Origin of the sequence: Mesorhizobium sp. M0296, assembly GCF_040321675.1 — a bacterium.
Classification (GTDB): Bacteria; Pseudomonadota; Alphaproteobacteria; order Rhizobiales; family Rhizobiaceae; genus Mesorhizobium.
In genome coordinates this window covers 88,686-107,037 of the sequence record NZ_JAMYRZ010000020.1, presented here as the reverse complement: position 1 = coordinate 107,037, position 18,352 = coordinate 88,686, and the positions used below count along the sequence as shown (strand labels likewise).

The window sequence follows — 18,352 nt, the reverse complement described above, 5'->3', positions numbered from 1 at the left end:
TTGCAAGTGCGCCCTGTCATGGTGCATCTGTGCAGGATAGTCCGGCTGAAACCGGACGAAATGGAATGTGATTTTTCGCGACAGCCCGGCAGTCTCTAAATAGCGCCGGGTTTGAGGTCGGAATCGGGGGCAAGCGCCATGTGCGGTATCGTTGGAATTGTCGGTAACTCGCCGGTCGCGCCGCTTATCGTCGATGCGCTGAAAAGGCTCGAATATCGCGGCTATGACTCGGCCGGCGTCGCCACGATCGAGCACGGCAGGCTTGACCGCCGCCGCGCCGAGGGCAAGCTGGTCAATCTCGAGCGCCGGCTGAAGGACGAACCGCTCGACGGCATGATCGGCATCGGCCACACGCGCTGGGCCACACATGGCGTTCCAAACGAGAGCAATGCGCATCCGCATTTTTCCGACGGCGTCGCCATCGTCCATAACGGCATCATCGAGAATTTCGCCGAATTGCGCGACGAGCTGATGCGCGACGGCTACAGTTTCGCCTCGCAGACCGACACCGAAGTCGTCGCTCATCTGGTGGCGCGCGAACTGGCCAAGGGGCTGAAGCCGGTTGAGGCGGCGCACAAGGCGCTGAAGCGGCTGGAAGGCGCCTTTGCGCTCGCCATCATGTTCAAGGGCGACGAGGATCTGATCGTCGGCGCCCGCAACGGCCCGCCGCTCGCCGTCGGTCATGGCGACGGCCAGATGTTCCTTGGCTCCGACGCCATAGCGCTTGCCCCTTTCACCAATTCGATCACCTATCTGGAAGACGGCGACTGGGCGGTGGTGCGCCGCAACGAGGTCGATATCTTCGACATGGACGGCAACAAGGTCGACCGCAAACGCCAACAGTCGCTCAGCACGAGCTTCATGGTCGACAAAGGCAACCGCCGCCATTTCATGGAAAAGGAAATCCATGAGCAGCCGGAAGTGATCTCGCACACGCTGGCGCATTATGTTGATTTCGTCAGCGGCGTCTCGAAGCCGCTCGACCTGCCGTTCGATTTCGCCAAGATCGACCGGCTGGCGATCTCGGCCTGCGGCACCGCCTATCTCGCCGGGCTGATCAGCAAATACTGGTTCGAGCGCTATGCGCGGCTGCCGGTCGACATCGATGTCGCTTCGGAGTTCCGCTATCGCGAGATGCCGCTGTCGAAGAACGATGCCGCTTTCTTCATCTCGCAATCGGGTGAAACCGCCGACACGCTGGCATCGCTGCGCTACTGCCGCAAGGCTGGCATGAAGATCGGCGCGGTCGTCAATGTGCGCGAATCGACCATGGCGCGCGAATCCGACGTCATCCTGCCGACGTTGGCCGGCCCGGAAATCGGCGTCGCTTCGACCAAGGCGTTCACCTGCCAGCTTTCCGTGCTGGCCTCGCTGGCGGTGCGGGCGGGCGTGGCGCGCGGAACGATTTCGCAGGAGCAGGAGAAAACGCTGATACGCGAGCTGTCGGAAGCGCCGCGTTATGCGAACCAGGTGCTAAAGCTCGACGGGCAGATTGAAAAGGTCGCGCGCGACCTCTCGCACTACAAAAACGTGCTTTATCTCGGCCGCGACACCAATTTTCCGCTGGCCATGGAAGGCGCGCTGAAGCTCAAGGAAATTTCCTATATCCATGCCGAAGGCTATGCTGCCGGCGAGTTGAAACACGGCCCGATCGCGCTGATCGACGAGAACATGCCCGTCATCGTCATCGCGCCGCATGACCGCATCTTCGAAAAGACCGTGTCGAACATGCAGGAGGTCGCGGCACGCGGCGGCAAGATCATCCTGATCACCGACAGCAAGGGCGCCGCACACGCTACGGTGAAGACGATGGAGACGATCGTTTTGCCGGACGTGCCGGAAATCATCTCGCCGATCATCTACGCATTGCCGATCCAGATGCTCGCCTATTTCACCGCCGTGTTCATGGGCACGGATGTCGACCAGCCGCGCAACCTGGCGAAATCGGTAACGGTGGAATAGGTCTCGTTTAAAAACTTCGCCATTCCAAAGCGCCTTGGGGTTCAGTAGTGTCGCGCTGCAAACACACGCTGCGGTGAACCATGTCGGATGCTCTCAAGACCTCAGGCATGACCCGGCTGAGAAACTATTTCCTGACCGGCTTCGTCGTTTGCGCGCCGCTGGCGATTACCGCCTACATTGCCTGGTCGCTGATCGGCTGGGTCGATTCCTGGGTGAAACCCTACATTCCGGTACGCTACAATCCGGACACCTACCTGCCGTTTCCAGTGCCGGGTTTTGGGCTGATCGTTGCCTTGATCCTCATCACCTTCATCGGCTTTATGACCGCCAATATCGTTGGCCGCGCCATCGTCAATTTCGGCGAGCGCCTGCTTGGCCGCATGCCGCTGGTGCGCGGCATCTACCGTTCGCTGAAGCAGATTTTCGAGACCGTGCTGTCGAACAAGGGCGACATGTTTCGCCAGGTCGGGTTGGTCGAATATCCGCGCAAAGGGGTCTGGTCGCTGGTCTTCGTCGCCAGCGAGAAGGAAACCGAGATCAACCAGAAGCTCGACCGGGAAGGCGATCCGCTGATTGCCGTATTCATGCCATGTACGCCCAACCCGACGACGGGCTTTTTGATGTATGTGCCGAAATCCGACATCGTATTGCTCGACATGACAATCGAGGACGGAGCCAAGCTGATCGTGTCGGCCGGCTTGGTGGCGCCGGCGGTCAAAATGGTGACGGTGAATGGCGAGCAGATCCACGGCGCGCTTGCCAATCCTCCGCTCGACACGATGCCTCAGGCGGCACGCAGGAGCCGCACGGCCTCGTCGCGGCCGAACAGATAGAGCAACAGGCGCAGCGCCGTGCCGCGTTCGGACTGCAGTTCCGGATCGCGCGACAGGATCAGCCGCGCATCGTCGCGAGCGGCCTCGAGCAGGTCGGCATGCGCCTCGATGCGCGCCACCTGGAAGCCCGGCGTGCCGGACTGGCGGGTGCCGAGCAACTCGCCTTCGCCGCGCAGCTTCAGATCCTCTTCGGCGATGCGGAAGCCGTCCTCGGTCTCGCGCATCACCGACAACCGGCGTTTTGCCGTCTCGCCAAGCGGGTCCTTGTAGAGCAGCACACAGGATGAAGGCTTGTCGCCGCGCCCGACCCGGCCACGCAATTGGTGCAGTTGGGCGAGGCCAAAACGTTCGGCATGCTCGATGACCATGATTGTCGCGTCCGGCACATCGACGCCGACCTCGATGACGGTGGTGGCGATCAGGATACGGGTGTCGCCCTGCTTAAAGGCGCGCATCGCCTCGTCCTTGTCGGCGCCTTTCATGCGACCATGCACCAGGCCGACGCGGTCGCCGAACAGCGGCTTCAGCGAGGCAAAACGGTCCTCGGCCGACATCAGCTTGATCTCCTCGGATTCCTCGACCAGCGGACAGATCCAGTAGATTTTCTGGCCATCGGCGACGGCGTCGAGCATGCGTCCGATCAGTTCGTCGAGCCGTTCAAGCGGCAAGGTGACGGTGCGGATCGGCTGGCGGCCGGCCGGCTTTTCCGTCAGCTTCGACACATCCATGTCGCCGAATGCAGTCAGCACCAGCGTCCGCGGTATCGGCGTTGCCGTCATCACCAGCATGTCGGGCGCATCGCCCTTGGCGGTAATGGCAAGGCGCTGGTGGACGCCGAAACGGTGCTGCTCGTCGACGACGGCGAACACGAGGTCACGGAACGTCACCGTTTCCTGGAACAGCGCATGGGTGCCGACGACGATGTCGATGTCACCATTGGCCAGTCCGGTCAGCGTGTCGGCACGCTCGCGGCCCTTTTCGCGACCTGTGAGGACGGCGACACGCAGGCCGGCCCGTTCCGCCAACGGCGCAATCGTTGCCAGATGCTGGCGCGCCAGGATTTCGGTCGGCGCCATCAATGCCGCCTGGCCGCCGGCCTCGACGGCACGCGCCATGGCAAGCAGCGCGACCACCGTCTTGCCGGAGCCGACATCGCCCTGCAAAAGGCGCAGCATGCGTTCGGGGTCACCGAGATCGGCGTTGATTTCGGCAAGCGCCATTTCCTGCGACATGGTCAGCGAATAGGGGAGTGCCACGCGCAGTTGTTCGACTATGCGGCCGTCGCCGACGAGTGGCCGGCCAGATAATCGGCGGACCTTGGCCCGCACCAGCGCCAGCGATACCTGGCCGGCCAAGAACTCGTCATAGGCAAGGCGCCGCCACGCTGCGCCGTCGACAGAGACGTCGATCGGGTCGGCAGGATTGTGGATGCGGTTGAGCGCATCGCTGAAAGCAGGAAAGGCATGGCGGCGCCGGAACTCACCGTCCTGCCATTCGGGCAGCACCGGCAGGCGGGCCAGCGCCTGGCCGATGGCCCGGCGCAGCACCTTGCCCGAGAGCCCGGCGGTCAGCGGATAGACCGGCTCGACCAGCGGCAGGTTTTCCGCGTCACCGGCAAGTGCGATATGGTCGGGGTGAACCATGGTCGGGCGGCCGTTGAACCATTCCATGCGGCCGGAGACGACGACATGCTCGCCTGCGGGCATTGCTTTTTCGAGATAGGCGGCATGGGCATGGAAGAAGGTCAGCGCGATCTCGCCGGTGTCGTCATGGGCGTAGACCCGGTACGGGACCGACCTGTTGCCGCGTGGCGGCGGCTGGTGGCGGTCGATGCGGACGTCGAGCGTAACGATGGCGCCTTCCGCCGAGCCGGCGATGCCCGGCCGGTTGCGGCGGTCGATGACAGTATGCGGCAGCACGAACAAGAGATCCCCGGCGCGCGCGGCCCGGTCGCCGAGGTCGGCTGCTACGACTTTTTCGATCAGGGCGCCAACTTTTGGCCCGACCCCGGCAAGCGAGGTGATCGGGACAAACAGCGGATCGAGGAGGGAGGGACGCATGATGTCAGCTTATGTTGCAGCGACTGTAGCGCAAGGCTGACACCGCCTTCTATCCACGCTATATGCGCCGCCTGGGCAAGGATGTTGCAAGATGACTGGAACGAAACGATCAAGCGAGGGGCTCGATGCCCGCCGCCGCAAGCTTCTGTTTCGTTCGTGGCACCGCGGCATGCGCGAGATGGACCTTATACTCGGCAGCTTCGCCGACGCCGAGATCGGCGCCTTGACCGGCGACGAAATCGACCAATATGAGAGGCTCCTCGACATTCCCGACACCGAATTCCTGCCTCTCGTCACTGGCGAACGCCCGGTTCCGGCGGATATCGACTGTGCCGTCCTGCAAAAAATCCTGGCTTCGCGCCGGGAGATGACCTTCTGAACAACGTGTAGCCATGAGCCTTATCCCTACGATCGGTCTGCCGAAAGGCCGCGCCGGCCAGTTCATCGTCGATGGCGTCGCCGACGGCTACGAAGCTTTTGCGCTGGTGCAGACTGCGCACGAGATCGCCCCTGACAAGCCGGTGCTGTTCGTGGCGCGCGACGGGCAGCGTCTGCCTGCGATCGTCGAGGCGCTTGCCTTTGCCGCGCCGGGCCTTCCGGTGCTGGAACTGCCGGCCTGGGACTGCCTGCCTTACGACCGCGTCTCGCCCGGCGCCGACGCCGCCGCAAGGCGGCTCGATGCGCTGGCAGCGATGATCGCGCTGGCGAAGAAGCCGCACCGCGCCGTCGTCCTCACCACGGCGAATGCGCTGTTGCAACGCATTCCGCCGGCTGAACTCGTCGAGGCGCAGACCTTCCACGCCAAACCCGGCAACCAGATAGACATGAACGTGCTGGTGTCGCGGCTGGAGAATTCCGGCTTCGAGCGAGTGCCGACGGTGCGCGGTATCGGCGAATTTGCGGTGCGCGGCGGCATTCTCGATCTCTTAGCGCCCGGCTGGACGGAGGCACTGCGCCTCGATTTCTTCGGCGATACGCTGGAATCGATCCGCGTCTTCGACACCGCAACCCAGCGCACCATCGGCCAACGCAAATCGATGGCGCTGCAGGCGATGAGCGAGGTGGCGCTGACGCCGGAAACCATCAGCCGCTTCCGCCGCGCCTACATCGAAGCCTTTGGTGCGCCCTCCCGCGACGATGGGCTCTATGCGGCGGTCAGCGAGGGCAGGCGGTTTGCCGGCATGGAGCACTGGCTGCCGTTCTTCTATGAGCGGCTGGAAACCGTCTTCGACTACCTGCCCGATGCGCCTGTGGTTTTCGACCATCTGGCGCATGAGGCACTGGCCGAGCGCCACACTCTAATCCTCGACCACTACGAAGCGCGCAAGAAGCAGGCCGACGGCGCCTTGAAGGACGCGGTGCCCTACAAGCCGGTGCCGCCGGATCTGCTCTATCTGTCGCCCGAGAACCTGATTGCCTCGCTTGGCCCGCGCGAGGCGATAGATTTCACGGCCTTCGACGCGCCCGATGCCGGCGCGAAAAAGGTGTTCCATGCCGGCTCGCGCCACGGCCGCAGCTTCGTCGAGGAACGCGCCGATCCTAACGCCAACGTTTTCGACGTCGTCGTAAAACACATTTCCGACGAGCGCGCTGGACGCCGCCGTGTCGTCGTCGCCGGCTGGACTGAAGGTTCGCTCGACCGGCTCGGCCAGATCCTGGTCGAGCATCACCTTGGCAATCTGAAGCCGGTGGCGACGCTTGCCGAAGCCGAAAGGCTTGAGCCAGGGCAGGCGGGACTGGCCGTGCTGCCGCTCGAATCCGGCTTCGAGACTGAGAAACTCGTCGTCGTCGCCGAGCAGGACATTCTCGGCGACCGGCTGATCCGGCGCTCGAAGCGCAAGAAGCGTGCGTCCGACTTCATCGCCGAGGCTTCGGCCTTGTCGTCAGGCGATATCGTCGTCCATGCCGACCATGGCATTGGCCGTTTCATCGGGTTGCGTACCATCGAGGCGGTTGGTGCGCCTCACGATTGCCTCGAGATCCACTATGCCGGCGACGATCGGCTATTCTTGCCGGTGGAAAACATCGAGTTGCTGTCGCGCTATGGCTCGGATTCGGCCGAGGCGACGCTCGACAAGCTTGGCGGTGGCGCCTGGCAATCGCGCAAGGCGCGGCTGAAGAAACGCCTGCTCGACATGGCCGGGCAGCTGATCCGCATTGCCGCCGAGCGGCAAATGCGGGCAGCACCGGCGCTGGTGCCGGCGGAAGGCCTCTATGGCGAGTTTGCAGCGCGTTTTCCCTATGAGGAGACCGATGACCAGCAGACCGCGATCGATTCAGTCGTGGATGATCTAGGCGCCGGAAAGCCGATGGACCGACTGATCTGCGGTGACGTCGGCTTCGGCAAGACCGAAGTTGCACTTCGCGCCGCCTTCATTGGGGCGATGGAAGGCTTTCAGGTGGCCATAGTGGTGCCGACGACATTGTTGTCGCGCCAGCATTTCAAGACTTTCTCGCAGCGCTTCTCCGGCCTGCCGATCCGCGTCGCCCAGGCCTCGCGGCTGGTCGGCGCCAAGGAATTGGCGGAGACCAAGAAGGGCATCGCCGAAGGCCAGATCGACATCGTCGTCGGCACGCATGCACTGCTCGGCTCCTCGATCTCGTTCAAGAATCTTGGTCTGCTGATCATCGACGAGGAGCAGCATTTCGGCGTCAAGCACAAGGAGCGGCTGAAGGATCTGAAGACCGACGTCCACGTTCTGACTTTGTCGGCGACGCCGATCCCACGCACGCTGCAGCTTGCCTTGACCGGCGTGCGCGAGTTGTCGCTGATCGCTACGCCGCCGGTCGACCGCCTGGCGGTGCGCACCTTCATCTCGCCCTTCGATCCGCTGGTCATCCGCGAGACGCTGCTCAGAGAACGCTACCGCGGCGGCCATTCCTTCTACGTCGTACCGCGCATCAGCGATCTCGCGGAAATCCATGATTTTCTGCGCGAATCTGTACCTGAGCTGAAAGTGGCGGTGGCCCATGGCCAGATGCCGCCCGGCGAGCTCGACGATATCATGAATGCCTTTTATGACGGCCAGTACGATGTGCTTTTGTCGACCACCATCGTCGAATCTGGCCTCGATATTCCGACTGCCAACACGCTGATTGTGCATCGCGCCGACATGTTCGGCCTGTCGCAGCTCTATCAGTTGCGTGGCCGCGTCGGCCGTTCGAAGGTGCGCGCCTATGCGCTGTTCACTCTGCCCGCCAACCGCAAGCTAACCGATACAGCCGAGCGTCGGCTGAAAGTGCTGCAGTCGCTCGATACGCTAGGCGCCGGTTTCCAGCTGGCCAGCCACGACCTCGATATCCGCGGCGCCGGCAATCTGCTTGGCGAAGAGCAGTCGGGCCACATCAAGGAGGTCGGCTTCGAGCTCTACCAGCAGATGCTGGAGGAGGCGGTGGCCGAAGTGAAGGATTCCGGCGAGGTGCAGGACGGCGGCTGGTCGCCGCAGATCGCCGTCGGCACGGCGGTGATGATCCCGGAAAGCTACGTCCCGGATCTGCAGCTCAGGCTGGCTCTCTATCGCCGTCTTGGCGATCTCGAAAATACGGAAGAGATCGATGCTTTCGGCGCCGAGCTGATCGACCGGTTCGGGCCGCTGCCGGAAGAGGTAAAGCATCTGTTGAAGATCGTCTTCATCAAGGCGCTTTGCCGCAAGGCCAACGTGGAGAAGCTCGACGCCGGGCCGAAAGGCGTCGTCATCCATTTCCGCAAGCGGGAATTCCCCAATCCGGTCGGGCTGGTCAAGCTCATCGGCGAACAGGGCTCGCTGGCCAAGATCCGACCCGACCAGAGCGTCGTCTTCAGCCGTGACTGGGCGACGCCCGAGAAGCGGCTGGCTGGCTCAGCGGTTGTCATGACGCAGCTGGCGCGGCTGGTGGAGAAGGCGGCGTAGCAGCGCGTCGCTGGTGCTCTGGGCACAGCCGCACCGGCACTTTCGCAGTGCCGTGCTCATTCGCCACGCGACCACTTCCGGTCTAGAATAGGAAATCGGCTTCGTGTATGGAGCCGCGACCCCATATGGGGCGGATTGGCGGGCGATGGCGTCCGTGTGAAAGAGCGTTAGGTGCTTCGATGACGAAATGGTCGCCGAATTCGTGGAGAGCTAAGCCGATCCAGCAGGTTCCTGCCTATCCGGATCTTGCCGCGCTGAGGAACACGGAAGCCCAGCTTGCCACGTTTCCGCCGTTGGTTTTTGCAGGTGAGGCGCGCAAGCTGAAGAAGCAGCTTGCGACCGTCGCTGCCGGTGACGCATTCCTTCTGCAGGGCGGCGATTGCGCCGAGAGCTTCGCCGAGCATGGCGCCGACAATATCCGCGACTTCTTCCGCGTCTTCCTGCAGATGTCGGTGGTACTGACCTTCGCCGGCGCGCAGCCGGTGGTGAAGGTCGGCCGTGTCGCCGGCCAGTTTGCCAAACCGCGCTCGTCCGACAATGAGACCAAGGGCGGTGTGACGCTGCCTAGCTATCGCGGCGACATCATTAACGGCATCGAGTTCGACGCCAAGTCGCGCATTCCCGATCCTGCAAGACAGGAGATGGCGTACCGCCAGTCGGCGGCGACGCTCAACCTTTTGCGTGCCTTCGCCCAGGGCGGCTACGCCAGCCTGGAGAACGTGCATCAATGGATGCTCGGCTTCGTCTCCGACAGCCCGCAAGGCGAAAAATATGAATCGCTCGCCAACCGCATCACCGAGACGATGGACTTCATGAAGGCCGTCGGCATCACCTCGGAGACCAATTACGCGCTGCGCGAGACCGATTTCTACACCAGCCACGAAGCGTTGCTGCTCGGCTATGAGGAGGCGCTGACCCGCGTCGATTCGACCTCCGGCGACTGGTACGCCACCTCCGGCCACATGATCTGGATCGGCGATCGCACGCGCCAGCCCGACCATGCCCATGTCGAATACTGCCGTGGCATCAAGAACCCGCTCGGCCTGAAATGTGGCCCGTCGCTGACGCCGGATGGCCTGTTGCAGCTTATCGACCTGCTCAATCCGGAGAACGAGCCCGGCCGGCTGACGCTGATCGCCCGCTTCGGTTCCGAAAAGGTCGCCGACCATCTGCCCAAACTGGTGCGCGCGGTGCAGAAGGAAGGCCGCAGCGTGGTGTGGTCGTCGGACCCGATGCATGGCAACACCATCGAGGCCGCCGGCTACAAGACACGGCCGTTCGACCGCATCCTGAAGGAGGTGCAGACCTTCTTCGAGGTGCATCGCGCCGAAGGCACGCATCCGGGCGGCATCCATGTCGAGATGACCGGCAAGAACGTCACGGAATGCACCGGTGGCGCCCGCGCCATCACCGCCGAAGAGCTGCAGGATCGCTACCACACCCATTGCGATCCGCGCCTCAACGCTGACCAGGCGATCGAGTTGGCGTTCCTGGTCTCCGATCTGCTCAAGAAGACCCATCCGGTGCAGCACAAGCAGGCCGTCAATGGCTGATACGATCTGAACTTTGATGTCATTGAAGAAGCGCCGGGCGAAAACCGGCGCTTTTTCTATTCAATCCCGCCGGTGTCGCATTTGCTCGTGCCTAACGCGCGCAAAACTGGAATCCTGCCAGGCGATGGCAATTGCATCGGGAGGCCGACATGACTGACAGTCACTGCGGATCATGCTTGTGCGGGGCAGTGCGGTTCCAGACACGAGGACCGCTACGCGGTGTCGTCTACTGCCATTGCTCGCAGTGCCGGAAGCAGAGCGGGCATTTTTATGCGGCGGCCAACGTTGCCGACCGCGACATCACAATCACCGGCGCGGAGAGCATCACCTGGTACGAGGCCTCTTCGTTCGCCAGGCGCGGCTTCTGCAAGACATGCGGCTCTCTGCTGTTCTGGAAGCCGAGCGATGACGGCTATGTTTCGGTCATGGCAGGGCTGTTCGACGCGCCAACCGGGCTTCAAGGAGAATGCCATATCTTCGTCGGCGACAAGGGCGATTATTACGCCATCGATGATGGGCTGCCGCAGTTCGAGAAGTCGACGCCGTCGATCAAGGTGGCAGGCGACTGATTTTGAAGAGGTCGCCTTATTCCCTTGGTCCAGCCATTGCGCTAATCCCCTGCCGGTGATTCCGAAGGGTTTTGGTATGCAGCGGCTGATCGACGCTTTTTACAATTCGGTGCGGGCGTTTCGCAAACTGGCGGCCAGCGAGGAGGCTTTCCAGTTGGAGCTGACACTGCTCGTGCTTGCCTTGCCGCTCGGCTGGTTCCTTTCGGAATCGTGGCGCGGCTATGCGTTGCTGATCGGCGCGGTGCTGCTCATGATCATGATCGAGGTGTTGAACACCGGCATCGAGGCGGCATGCGACGCGTTCAGCCGCGAGTTCAACGTCGATATCCAGCTGGCCAAGGATTGCGGTTCGCTGGCGGTGCTGATTTCGATGGTGATCGCTGCCGGCGTCTGGGGCGTCGCCGTCATCGAGCGGATCCTCGGGGTACCGATCTGAGGTTTCAGACAGTACATGCCGTCACTGCATTTTTCGTTTTGACCATGATCTTTTCCGAAAACCGGTACCACTTTTCGGGATCATGGTCTGAGGAAACCGATATGGCCGATACCGCCGGATTTCTGCTGCTCGAACGTGAGGGCCTGCCGGACGATCTTCGCTGGCTGGTTGAAAAATTTCCACGCGAGGTCTGGCAGGCGCATGCCAACATCCACGGCATAGCCAATATGTGGCTGCAGCGGCACGACATGTTCCGCGAGCTTGGCGGCATGCTCACCAGTGGTATTGGCGATTATCGGGATGGTAGGCTGAACGCGCAGGAATTCGCGCGCTGGTTCGCGCCGCGCCTCAACCATTTCCTCGGCAATCTCGACGGCCACCACAATGTCGAGGACCATCATTATTTCCCGGTCTTCGCCAGGGCCGAGACCCGTCTGAAGCGCGGCTTCGAAATCCTGGATGCCGATCACCACACAATCCATGAGGGACTGGAGCGCAATGCCCAGGCGGCAAATGCCTTCATCCGCACGCTTCAGGAGAGCGAAGACAAACAGCGTTTCGCCGCCGATGCCTATGCTGACGAGAACAGCCGGCTGATCGCCATGTTGACCCGGCATCTTGCCGACGAGGAAGACCTGATCATTCCGCTGATCCTCGAGAAGGGTGATCGTGCGCTCGGCATTGATTGACGATCAGCTTCCCTTGTGGAGTTCCTTCTTGGCGACGATATGGGCCGCGAGCCAGCCGAGGATGGCCACAACGAGGCCGATTGCCAGAGCGATCAGCAACCGCTCGTGGCGGGCCAGCGCCTGGCCGACGATGTGCTCCGCGCCCAGCCCGAAGACATAACCGACAGTGCAGAACAGTGCCGCCCAGACTACCGACGAGATGGCGTTGAGGATGATGAAGTGCGCCGCGGCGATGCCCGACAGCCCGGCCGCGATTCCGCCGACCAGTCGCAGGCCATAGATGTAACGGTTCGACAGCACGAAAATGTTGGGATGAGAGGTGACAAGGCGGTAGGCGTGGCTGAAGCCCGGCCGGGCTCGGAGCCTGATCACGAATTTATGGTCGGCGAAGCTCCGTCCCAAGATGAAGAAGAACGTGTCGCCACCGAAGGCGCCGAGCGCCGCCGCGAGGAAGGCCTGCCACGGGACGAAGACATGCTGATGCGCGAAAAAACCGCCGAGAATGGCGGCGCTTTCGCCCTCGGCGACGCAGCCCAGAAAAACCGCGACCAGCCCATATTGCTCAATGAGACGATGGATGACTTCCGTCATGAAGACGTTCGCTGCTTCGACAGAATGTCGTCGATGCGCTTCACCTGCTCGGCCAGCCGGGCGATCTCGTCTCGCATGCCGATGATCTGGCTGTGGCGCAGTTCGTCGAGCTTTTCGTGTAACGCCATGATCTCGATCTCGGCCTTGAGATTAACCTCATAGTCGTGCGCGGCGTCGATTCGATCGCGCTCCGTCTGGCGGTTCTGCGCCATCATGATCACTGGCGCCTGCAGGGCGGCAACCATGGAAAGCACGAGATTGAGGAAGATGAAGGGATAGGGATCGAAGGCGGCGCGCGACAAGAGCCAGACATTGCCTGCCGTCCACAGGATCAGGAAGCCAATGAATGCCAGGATGAAGGACCACGAGCCGCCGATCCGGGCGATGGTGTCGGCCAGGCGATCTCCAAACGTCTGGTGAAAGGCGACGGCCTTGTTGGTGTCCTTGGAGATCGTGGTGCGCTCGAGCGTAGATTGCAGTACCCGACTTTCGAGCGCGCTGAGGCCGTCCGGCTTTCGCTTCAGCCAGCGGCTTGCCAGGTCCTCGATCGTTTTGTTCATCGTCGCCTCCGTCGTCAGCGATGAGGTAGAAGCTGCCGGTTCATACGGGAAGTGGTAGATTGACGCGATGGGATCAGGAAACAATGGTGGATTTTCAGAAAATTCGCGCCCGTGCAGCGAAGCGTAAAGGCGGTGAGGCAGCGCTGACGTCGCTGCTGGGTCCTATGCCCGATAATGCCGCGGTGGCAAAGATTGCGGACGACCGGATCCTGTCGACCATGGCCGAGCGGGTTTTTGCCGCCGGCTTTGTCTGGCGCGTCATCGAGCAGAAATGGCCGGGTTTCGAGGAAGCATTTCTTGGCTTCGAGCCGAAGCGGCTGCTGTTCCAGCCTGACGATTTCTGGCACGATCTCACAGCCGACAAGCGCATCGTCCGCAATCCGCAGAAGATCAAATCCGTACGCGACAACGCAGCCTTCGTCGAGCGCGTGTCGAAGGAGCATGGCAGCTTCGGCAAGTTCCTGGCCAATTGGCCGGCGGATGACCAGGTCGGATTGATGGCCTATCTCGGCAAGCATGGCAGCCGGCTCGGCGGCAATACCGGCCAGTATTTTCTGCGCTGGCTGGAGTGGGACGCCTTCATCGTCTCGGCCGACATGGCGGCAGCGCTGCGCGACGCCGGGCTCGACCTCGCGCAGAGCCCGACATCGAAGAAGGACCTGGGCAAGATCCAAGTGCAGATAAACGCCTGGGCGGCGGAAACCGGGCTGCCGCGCCGGCACATTTCGCGCATTCTGGCAATGTCGATCGGCGAGAACCATCCGCCGGAAGCCTTGCGCGAATATATGGGCGAATAGGATCGACTGTTTGGTCCAAACGAACGCCATTGCTCGACGAATTTTGCCGCGCTAAACCCACGGGCATGACAGACAAGACCGCTCCAGACATATTGCGCATCGCCGTCGCCCAGCTCAATCCGACGGTCGGCGACGTCGCCGGCAATCTTGCCAAGGCACGCGAGGCGAGGGCGGATGCCTCCCGCCAAGGCGCCGACCTCGTGCTGTTTACCGAGCTTTTCCTTGCCGGCTATCCGCCTGAGGATCTGGTGCTGAAGCCCGCCTTCCTGAAGGCCTGCGAGCGGGCGGCGGAGGATTTCGCCGGCGATACCGCCGACGGCGGCCCGGGTTTCGTCATCGGCACGCCGTTGAAGCGCAAGACCGGCACGCACAATTCGATCATCTTTGCCGATGGCGGCAAGATCCTTGCCGAACGCTACAAGCTCGATCTGCCGAATTACGGTGAGTTCGACGAGAAGCGCGTCTTCCAGGCCGGTCCCGAGATCCAGGGGCCGGTCAATTTCCGCGGCGTGCGCGTGGGAGTGCCGATCTGCGAAGATATCTGGGGCGAGGTTGCCGTCTGCGAGACGCTGGCCGAAAGCGGCGCGGAAATCCTGCTGGTCCCGAACGGCTCGCCCTATTACCGTGGCAAGGTCGACGTCCGCCACCAGATCGTCATCCGCCAGGTCATCGAATGCGGACTGCCGATTATCTATGCCAACCAGCTTGGCGGCCAGGACGAGCTGGTTTTCGATGGCGCATCGTTTGCCATAGGTTCTGACAAGACGCTGGCTTTCCAGATGAGCCAGTTCGAGGAGACGGTCAACGTCACCACCTGGAAGCGAAAGAATGACATCTGGGTCTGCTCTGACGGACCGAGGTCGAAAATCCCGGAAAAGGAGGAGGCCGACTATCGCGCCTGCATGTTGGGCCTGCGCGATTACGTCAACAAGAACGGCTTCAAGAATGTCGTGCTCGGCCTTTCCGGCGGCATCGATTCGGCGATCTGCGCGGCACTTGCCGTCGATGCGCTCGGCGAGGAACGGCTGCGCGCCGTGATGATGCCTTACCGCTACACTTCGAAGGACTCGCTCAAGGATGCCGAGGACTGCGCCCGTGCGCTCGGCTGCCGCTACGACATCGTGCCGATCTTCGAGCCGGTCGAGGGTTTCCTGCACACGTTGACACAGCTTTTCGAGGACACCAAGGAAGGCATCACCGAGGAAAACCTGCAGAGCCGGGCCCGCGGCACCATCCTGATGGCGATTTCCAACAAGTTCGGCTCGATGGTGGTCACCACCGGCAACAAAAGCGAGATGTCGGTCGGCTACGCGACGCTCTATGGCGACATGAATGGCGGCTTCAATCCGATCAAGGACCTCTACAAGATGCAGGTCTATGCGCTGTCGCGCTGGCGCAACGCGCATGTGCCGCCGGGTGCGCTCGGTCCTTCCGGCGAGGTGATTCCGACCAACATCATCGACAAGGCGCCCTCGGCGGAACTGCGAGAGAACCAGACGGACCAGGATTCGCTGCCGCCCTATCCGGTGCTCGACGACATATTGGAGTGCCTAGTCGAAAACGAGATGGGTGTCGACGACATCGTCGCGCGCGGCCATGACCGGGCGACGGTGACGCGCGTCGAGCACCTGCTTTACGTCGCCGAATACAAGCGCCGGCAGGCGGCGCCCGGCGTGAAGATCACCAGGAAGAACTTTGGCCGCGACCGCCGCTATCCCATTACCAACCGGTTCAGGGATGGCGGGTAGGCGATTGGCCTGTTTAACGGTTTAGCCATGGCCAACCTTGAAATCAGCTTCGACCCGTCGCGGATCGACTTCCGGGCGACGTCCGACATTTTGAAGGAGAGCTATTGGGGCAGTGGCCGCAGCGACGAACTGCACCGCCGCGCCTTCGCCAACTCACTGTGCGTCGGCGCCTATGTCGGCGGCAATCAGGTCGGCTTCGGGCGGGCGATCACCGACCGTACGGTATTTGCCTATCTCGCCGACATAATTGTCTGGCCCGGGTATCGCGGACAAGGCATCGGAACCCGGCTTGTCCAGGCGCTTATCGACCACTCGGACGTCAAGACGGTCACGCATTGGAGCCTGTCGACCAACGACGCCCATGCGGTTTACGAAAAGCTCGGCTTCAGGCCTTCCGCCGACGGCCGCTATATGCGCTTCGACCGTATCCCGGCAACCTGAACAGAGGCAGCGCACAACCCGCGATTGTTGCAAAATCGTCTCACTGCTTGGACCAGATGCGCTTTTGGCTATCTACTGACTTGGCGCGGCGTTGAGGCGTCTCTATAAACGCCTTTCCGCGATCCCCTTGGGGAGGACCGAATGCCAGGATTTGACATCGCTATGCGAGGCCGGGAAGCCTAGGTCTCAATCGGCAAGCCAGAAGGTCCTTACCTTTGCGGCAAAGCCGAGCTGAGAACAGGCGTTCGTCGATGCCGGTCGCCGCCCGTATTCGGGCGAGCCGCCAAATGTGCCGAACCTCCGCATTCCTTGGGTGCTAATTCGCCCGACGCGGTTTTTTTCAATTTCGACCTTTCCGGGATCGGGTTCGTTTGCGCCCGAATGAGATCATGGCTCGTTTTCGAATAGATTTACGCGCGGGCGCCTTTCGCAGCGTTCTTGGCTTCACGCTCAGCCATTGGCGACGTCAGCCGCGGCGGCTTTTGCTGATCATGGGCGCGTTCCTGCTGTCGACCCTGGCCGACGTGCTGACGCCGCTCTATTCCGGCCGGCTGGTCGACGCCGTTGCCAGTAGTGCCACTGCCGACGATGCCGCATGGAATGCGGCGATGGCTGCCTTTTCGATGCTGGTGGCGCTGGCGCTCACCGGTGTCGTGCTGCGCAATCTCGCCTTCATGGCCATCGTCGAGCTGACGTTGAAGATGATGGCGGATATTGCCGCCGACGCCTTCCACCGCGTCCAGCGCTTTTCCACCGACTGGCATGCCAACAGCTTCGCCGGATCGACGGTGCGCAAGATAACGCGCGGCATGTGGGCGCTCGACCTGCTCAACGACACGATTCTGATCGCACTGCTGCCGTCGGTCGTCATGCTCGTCGGCTCGACGCTACTGCTCGGCTGGTTCTGGCCGCTGATGGGCGCGGTCGTCGCCACCGGTTCGGTGCTGTTCATCGCGGTGACGACGATGCTGTCGCTTGGCTATGTCGCGCCCGCGGCAAGGCTTGCCAATGCGTGGGATACACGGCTCGGCGGCTCGCTGGCCGATGCGGTGAGCTGCAACGCCGTGGTTAAGGGTTTTGGCGCCGAGGAACGCGAGGAGACGCGGCTTGCCGAGGTCGTCGCCAAATGGCGCGGTCGCACGCGCCGCACCTGGATGCGCGGCACCGTCAACGGCACCACGCAAGGGACGATGCTGCTGCTTTTGAGGGCAGCGGTCATCGGGTTCTCCCTGCTGTTGTGGTCGTGGGGGCAGGCGAGCGCCGGCGACGTCGCCTTCGTGCTGACCTCATTCTTCGTGCTGCAAGGCTATTTGCGCGACATCGGCACACATATCCGCAATCTGCAGCGCTCGATCAACGACATGGAGGAACTGGTCGACTTCCAGTCCGAACCACTCGGCATCGAGGATCGGCCCGGAGCCAAACCGATCCGGATCACCGATGGCCGTATCACCTTCGACAATGTCACGTTCCATTATGGCAGCCACCGCCTGCCGCTCTATCGCGACTTTTCGGTGGACATCGCGCCGGGCGAACGGGTTGGGCTGGTTGGCCATTCGGGCTCCGGCAAGACGACATTCGTCAAGCTGATCCAGCGCCTCTATGACGTGACCGCGGGAAATATCCTGATCGACGGCCAGGATATTGCCAATGTGGCGCAGGCGTCGCTGCGCGCACAGATCGCAATCGTCCAGCAGGAGCCGATCCTGTTTCACCGGTCGCTGGCCGAAAACATCGCCTATGCCCGGCCGGCCGCCACGCAGGCCGAGATCGAGCACGCGGCGCGGTTGGCCAGCGCGCATGACTTCATCGCCAATTTGCCGAAAGGCTATGGCACGCTGGTCGGCGAGCGTGGCGTAAAGCTATCGGGTGGTGAGCGTCAGCGCGTTGCAATCGCACGCGCCTTTCTTGCCGATGCGCGCATTCTCATCCTGGATGAGGCAACGTCGAGCCTCGATTCGGAATCGGAGGTGCTGATCCAGCAGGCGATGGAGCGGTTGATGGTCGGCCGCACGACGCTGGTCATTGCCCACCGGCTGTCGACGGTGCGGGCGCTGGACAGGCTTTTGGTGTTCGATCGCGGCCGCATCGTCGAAGAGGGCTCGCATGACCAACTGATCCGGCTGCAAGGCGGTATCTACCGCCGGCTGTTCGAACGCCAGGCGCTTGAACTGAGCAAAGGCATGGTGATCTGACGGTTGCGGCGCCGCGCGTCCTGATGGG

At 62.3% G+C, this 18,352-nt stretch carries 15 protein-coding genes; 12 read left to right on the top strand and 3 right to left on the bottom strand.

The genetic code is table 11. The features are described 5' to 3' along the window. Nucleotides 1-138: 138 nt before the first annotated feature. Nucleotides 139-1,962, top strand: a complete 1,824-nt coding sequence (glmS, locus tag NKI97_RS19975) for a glutamine--fructose-6-phosphate transaminase (isomerizing) (RefSeq protein ID WP_352836146.1) — start codon at nt 139-141, stop codon at nt 1,960-1,962. An 80-nt stretch (nt 1,963-2,042) separates the two neighbouring features. Further along, a complete protein-coding gene (locus tag NKI97_RS19970) occupies nt 2,043-2,795 on the top strand; it encodes a DUF502 domain-containing protein (protein ID WP_352836143.1) in 753 nt (250 codons plus the stop codon). Here the strand turns inward: NKI97_RS19970 and recG are convergent. After that, the gene (gene recG, locus NKI97_RS19965; protein WP_352836140.1) at nt 2,747-4,855 is read right to left on the bottom strand and encodes an ATP-dependent DNA helicase RecG; all 2,109 of its coding nucleotides are present in this window, start codon (nt 4,853-4,855) and stop codon (nt 2,747-2,749) included. The genes NKI97_RS19970 and recG overlap by 49 nt on opposite strands. 91 nt (nt 4,856-4,946) lie before the next feature. On the opposite strand from recG, the gene NKI97_RS19960 reads away from it, so the two are divergent. The 6 genes from NKI97_RS19960 to NKI97_RS19935 all read left to right on the top strand — a co-directional run bounded on the left by NKI97_RS19960 (nt 4,947) and on the right by NKI97_RS19935 (nt 11,992). Further along, nucleotides 4,947-5,234 (top strand): FAD assembly factor SdhE, encoded by a 288-nt coding sequence (locus tag NKI97_RS19960; protein ID WP_023680023.1) that lies wholly within the window; start codon nt 4,947-4,949, stop codon nt 5,232-5,234. A gap of 13 nt (nt 5,235-5,247) precedes the next feature. Beyond that, entirely contained in the window at nt 5,248-8,745 is a 3,498-nt protein-coding gene (mfd, locus tag NKI97_RS19955) for a transcription-repair coupling factor (RefSeq protein ID WP_352836137.1), read from the top strand. Between the two features lie 179 nt (nt 8,746-8,924). Continuing rightward, nucleotides 8,925-10,298, top strand: coding sequence for a class II 3-deoxy-7-phosphoheptulonate synthase (locus NKI97_RS19950; protein ID WP_352750185.1), 1,374 nt, complete (start codon nt 8,925-8,927; stop codon nt 10,296-10,298). Between the two features lie 149 nt (nt 10,299-10,447). Then, nucleotides 10,448-10,867 carry a GFA family protein gene (locus tag NKI97_RS19945; protein ID WP_352448711.1) on the top strand — a complete coding sequence of 140 codons (420 nt, stop codon included), beginning with the start codon at nt 10,448-10,450 and terminating at the stop codon, nt 10,865-10,867. A 76-nt stretch (nt 10,868-10,943) separates the two neighbouring features. Further along, nucleotides 10,944-11,303, top strand: a complete 360-nt coding sequence (locus NKI97_RS19940; protein WP_352836134.1) for a diacylglycerol kinase — start codon at nt 10,944-10,946, stop codon at nt 11,301-11,303. Nucleotides 11,304-11,404: 101 nt separating this feature from the next. Then, nucleotides 11,405-11,992: a hemerythrin domain-containing protein gene (locus tag NKI97_RS19935; RefSeq protein WP_352448713.1), complete on the top strand. Its 588-nt coding sequence runs from the start codon at nt 11,405-11,407 to the stop codon at nt 11,990-11,992. A 3-nt stretch (nt 11,993-11,995) separates the two neighbouring features. Here the strand turns inward: NKI97_RS19935 and NKI97_RS19930 are convergent, their stop codons facing one another. Together NKI97_RS19930 and NKI97_RS19925 are read right to left on the bottom strand one after the other, a co-directional pair. After that, complete coding sequence (locus tag NKI97_RS19930) at nt 11,996-12,583, bottom strand: DedA family protein (RefSeq protein ID WP_352448714.1); 588 nt, start codon at nt 12,581-12,583, stop codon at nt 11,996-11,998. Then, nucleotides 12,580-13,143: a DUF1003 domain-containing protein gene (locus tag NKI97_RS19925; RefSeq protein WP_023680015.1), complete on the bottom strand. Its 564-nt coding sequence runs from the start codon at nt 13,141-13,143 to the stop codon at nt 12,580-12,582. The genes NKI97_RS19930 and NKI97_RS19925 overlap by 4 nt, the downstream gene beginning before the upstream one ends. 83 nt (nt 13,144-13,226) lie before the next feature. On the opposite strand from NKI97_RS19925, the gene NKI97_RS19920 reads away from it, so the two are divergent. The 4 genes from NKI97_RS19920 (at nt 13,227) to NKI97_RS19905 (ending at nt 18,324) form a co-directional block, all read left to right on the top strand. Then, a complete protein-coding gene (locus NKI97_RS19920; RefSeq protein ID WP_352540625.1) occupies nt 13,227-13,940 on the top strand; it encodes a DNA-3-methyladenine glycosylase I in 714 nt (237 codons plus the stop codon). Between the two features lie 65 nt (nt 13,941-14,005). After that, nucleotides 14,006-15,688, top strand: coding sequence for an NAD+ synthase (locus NKI97_RS19915; protein ID WP_352836131.1), 1,683 nt, complete (start codon nt 14,006-14,008; stop codon nt 15,686-15,688). A gap of 27 nt (nt 15,689-15,715) precedes the next feature. Continuing rightward, nucleotides 15,716-16,129, top strand: a complete 414-nt coding sequence (locus tag NKI97_RS19910) for a GNAT family N-acetyltransferase (protein WP_352836128.1) — start codon at nt 15,716-15,718, stop codon at nt 16,127-16,129. Nucleotides 16,130-16,518: 389 nt separating this feature from the next. Beyond that, the gene (locus NKI97_RS19905; RefSeq protein WP_352836126.1) at nt 16,519-18,324 is read left to right on the top strand and encodes an ABC transporter ATP-binding protein; all 1,806 of its coding nucleotides are present in this window, start codon (nt 16,519-16,521) and stop codon (nt 18,322-18,324) included. Nucleotides 18,325-18,352 lie beyond the last annotated feature (28 nt).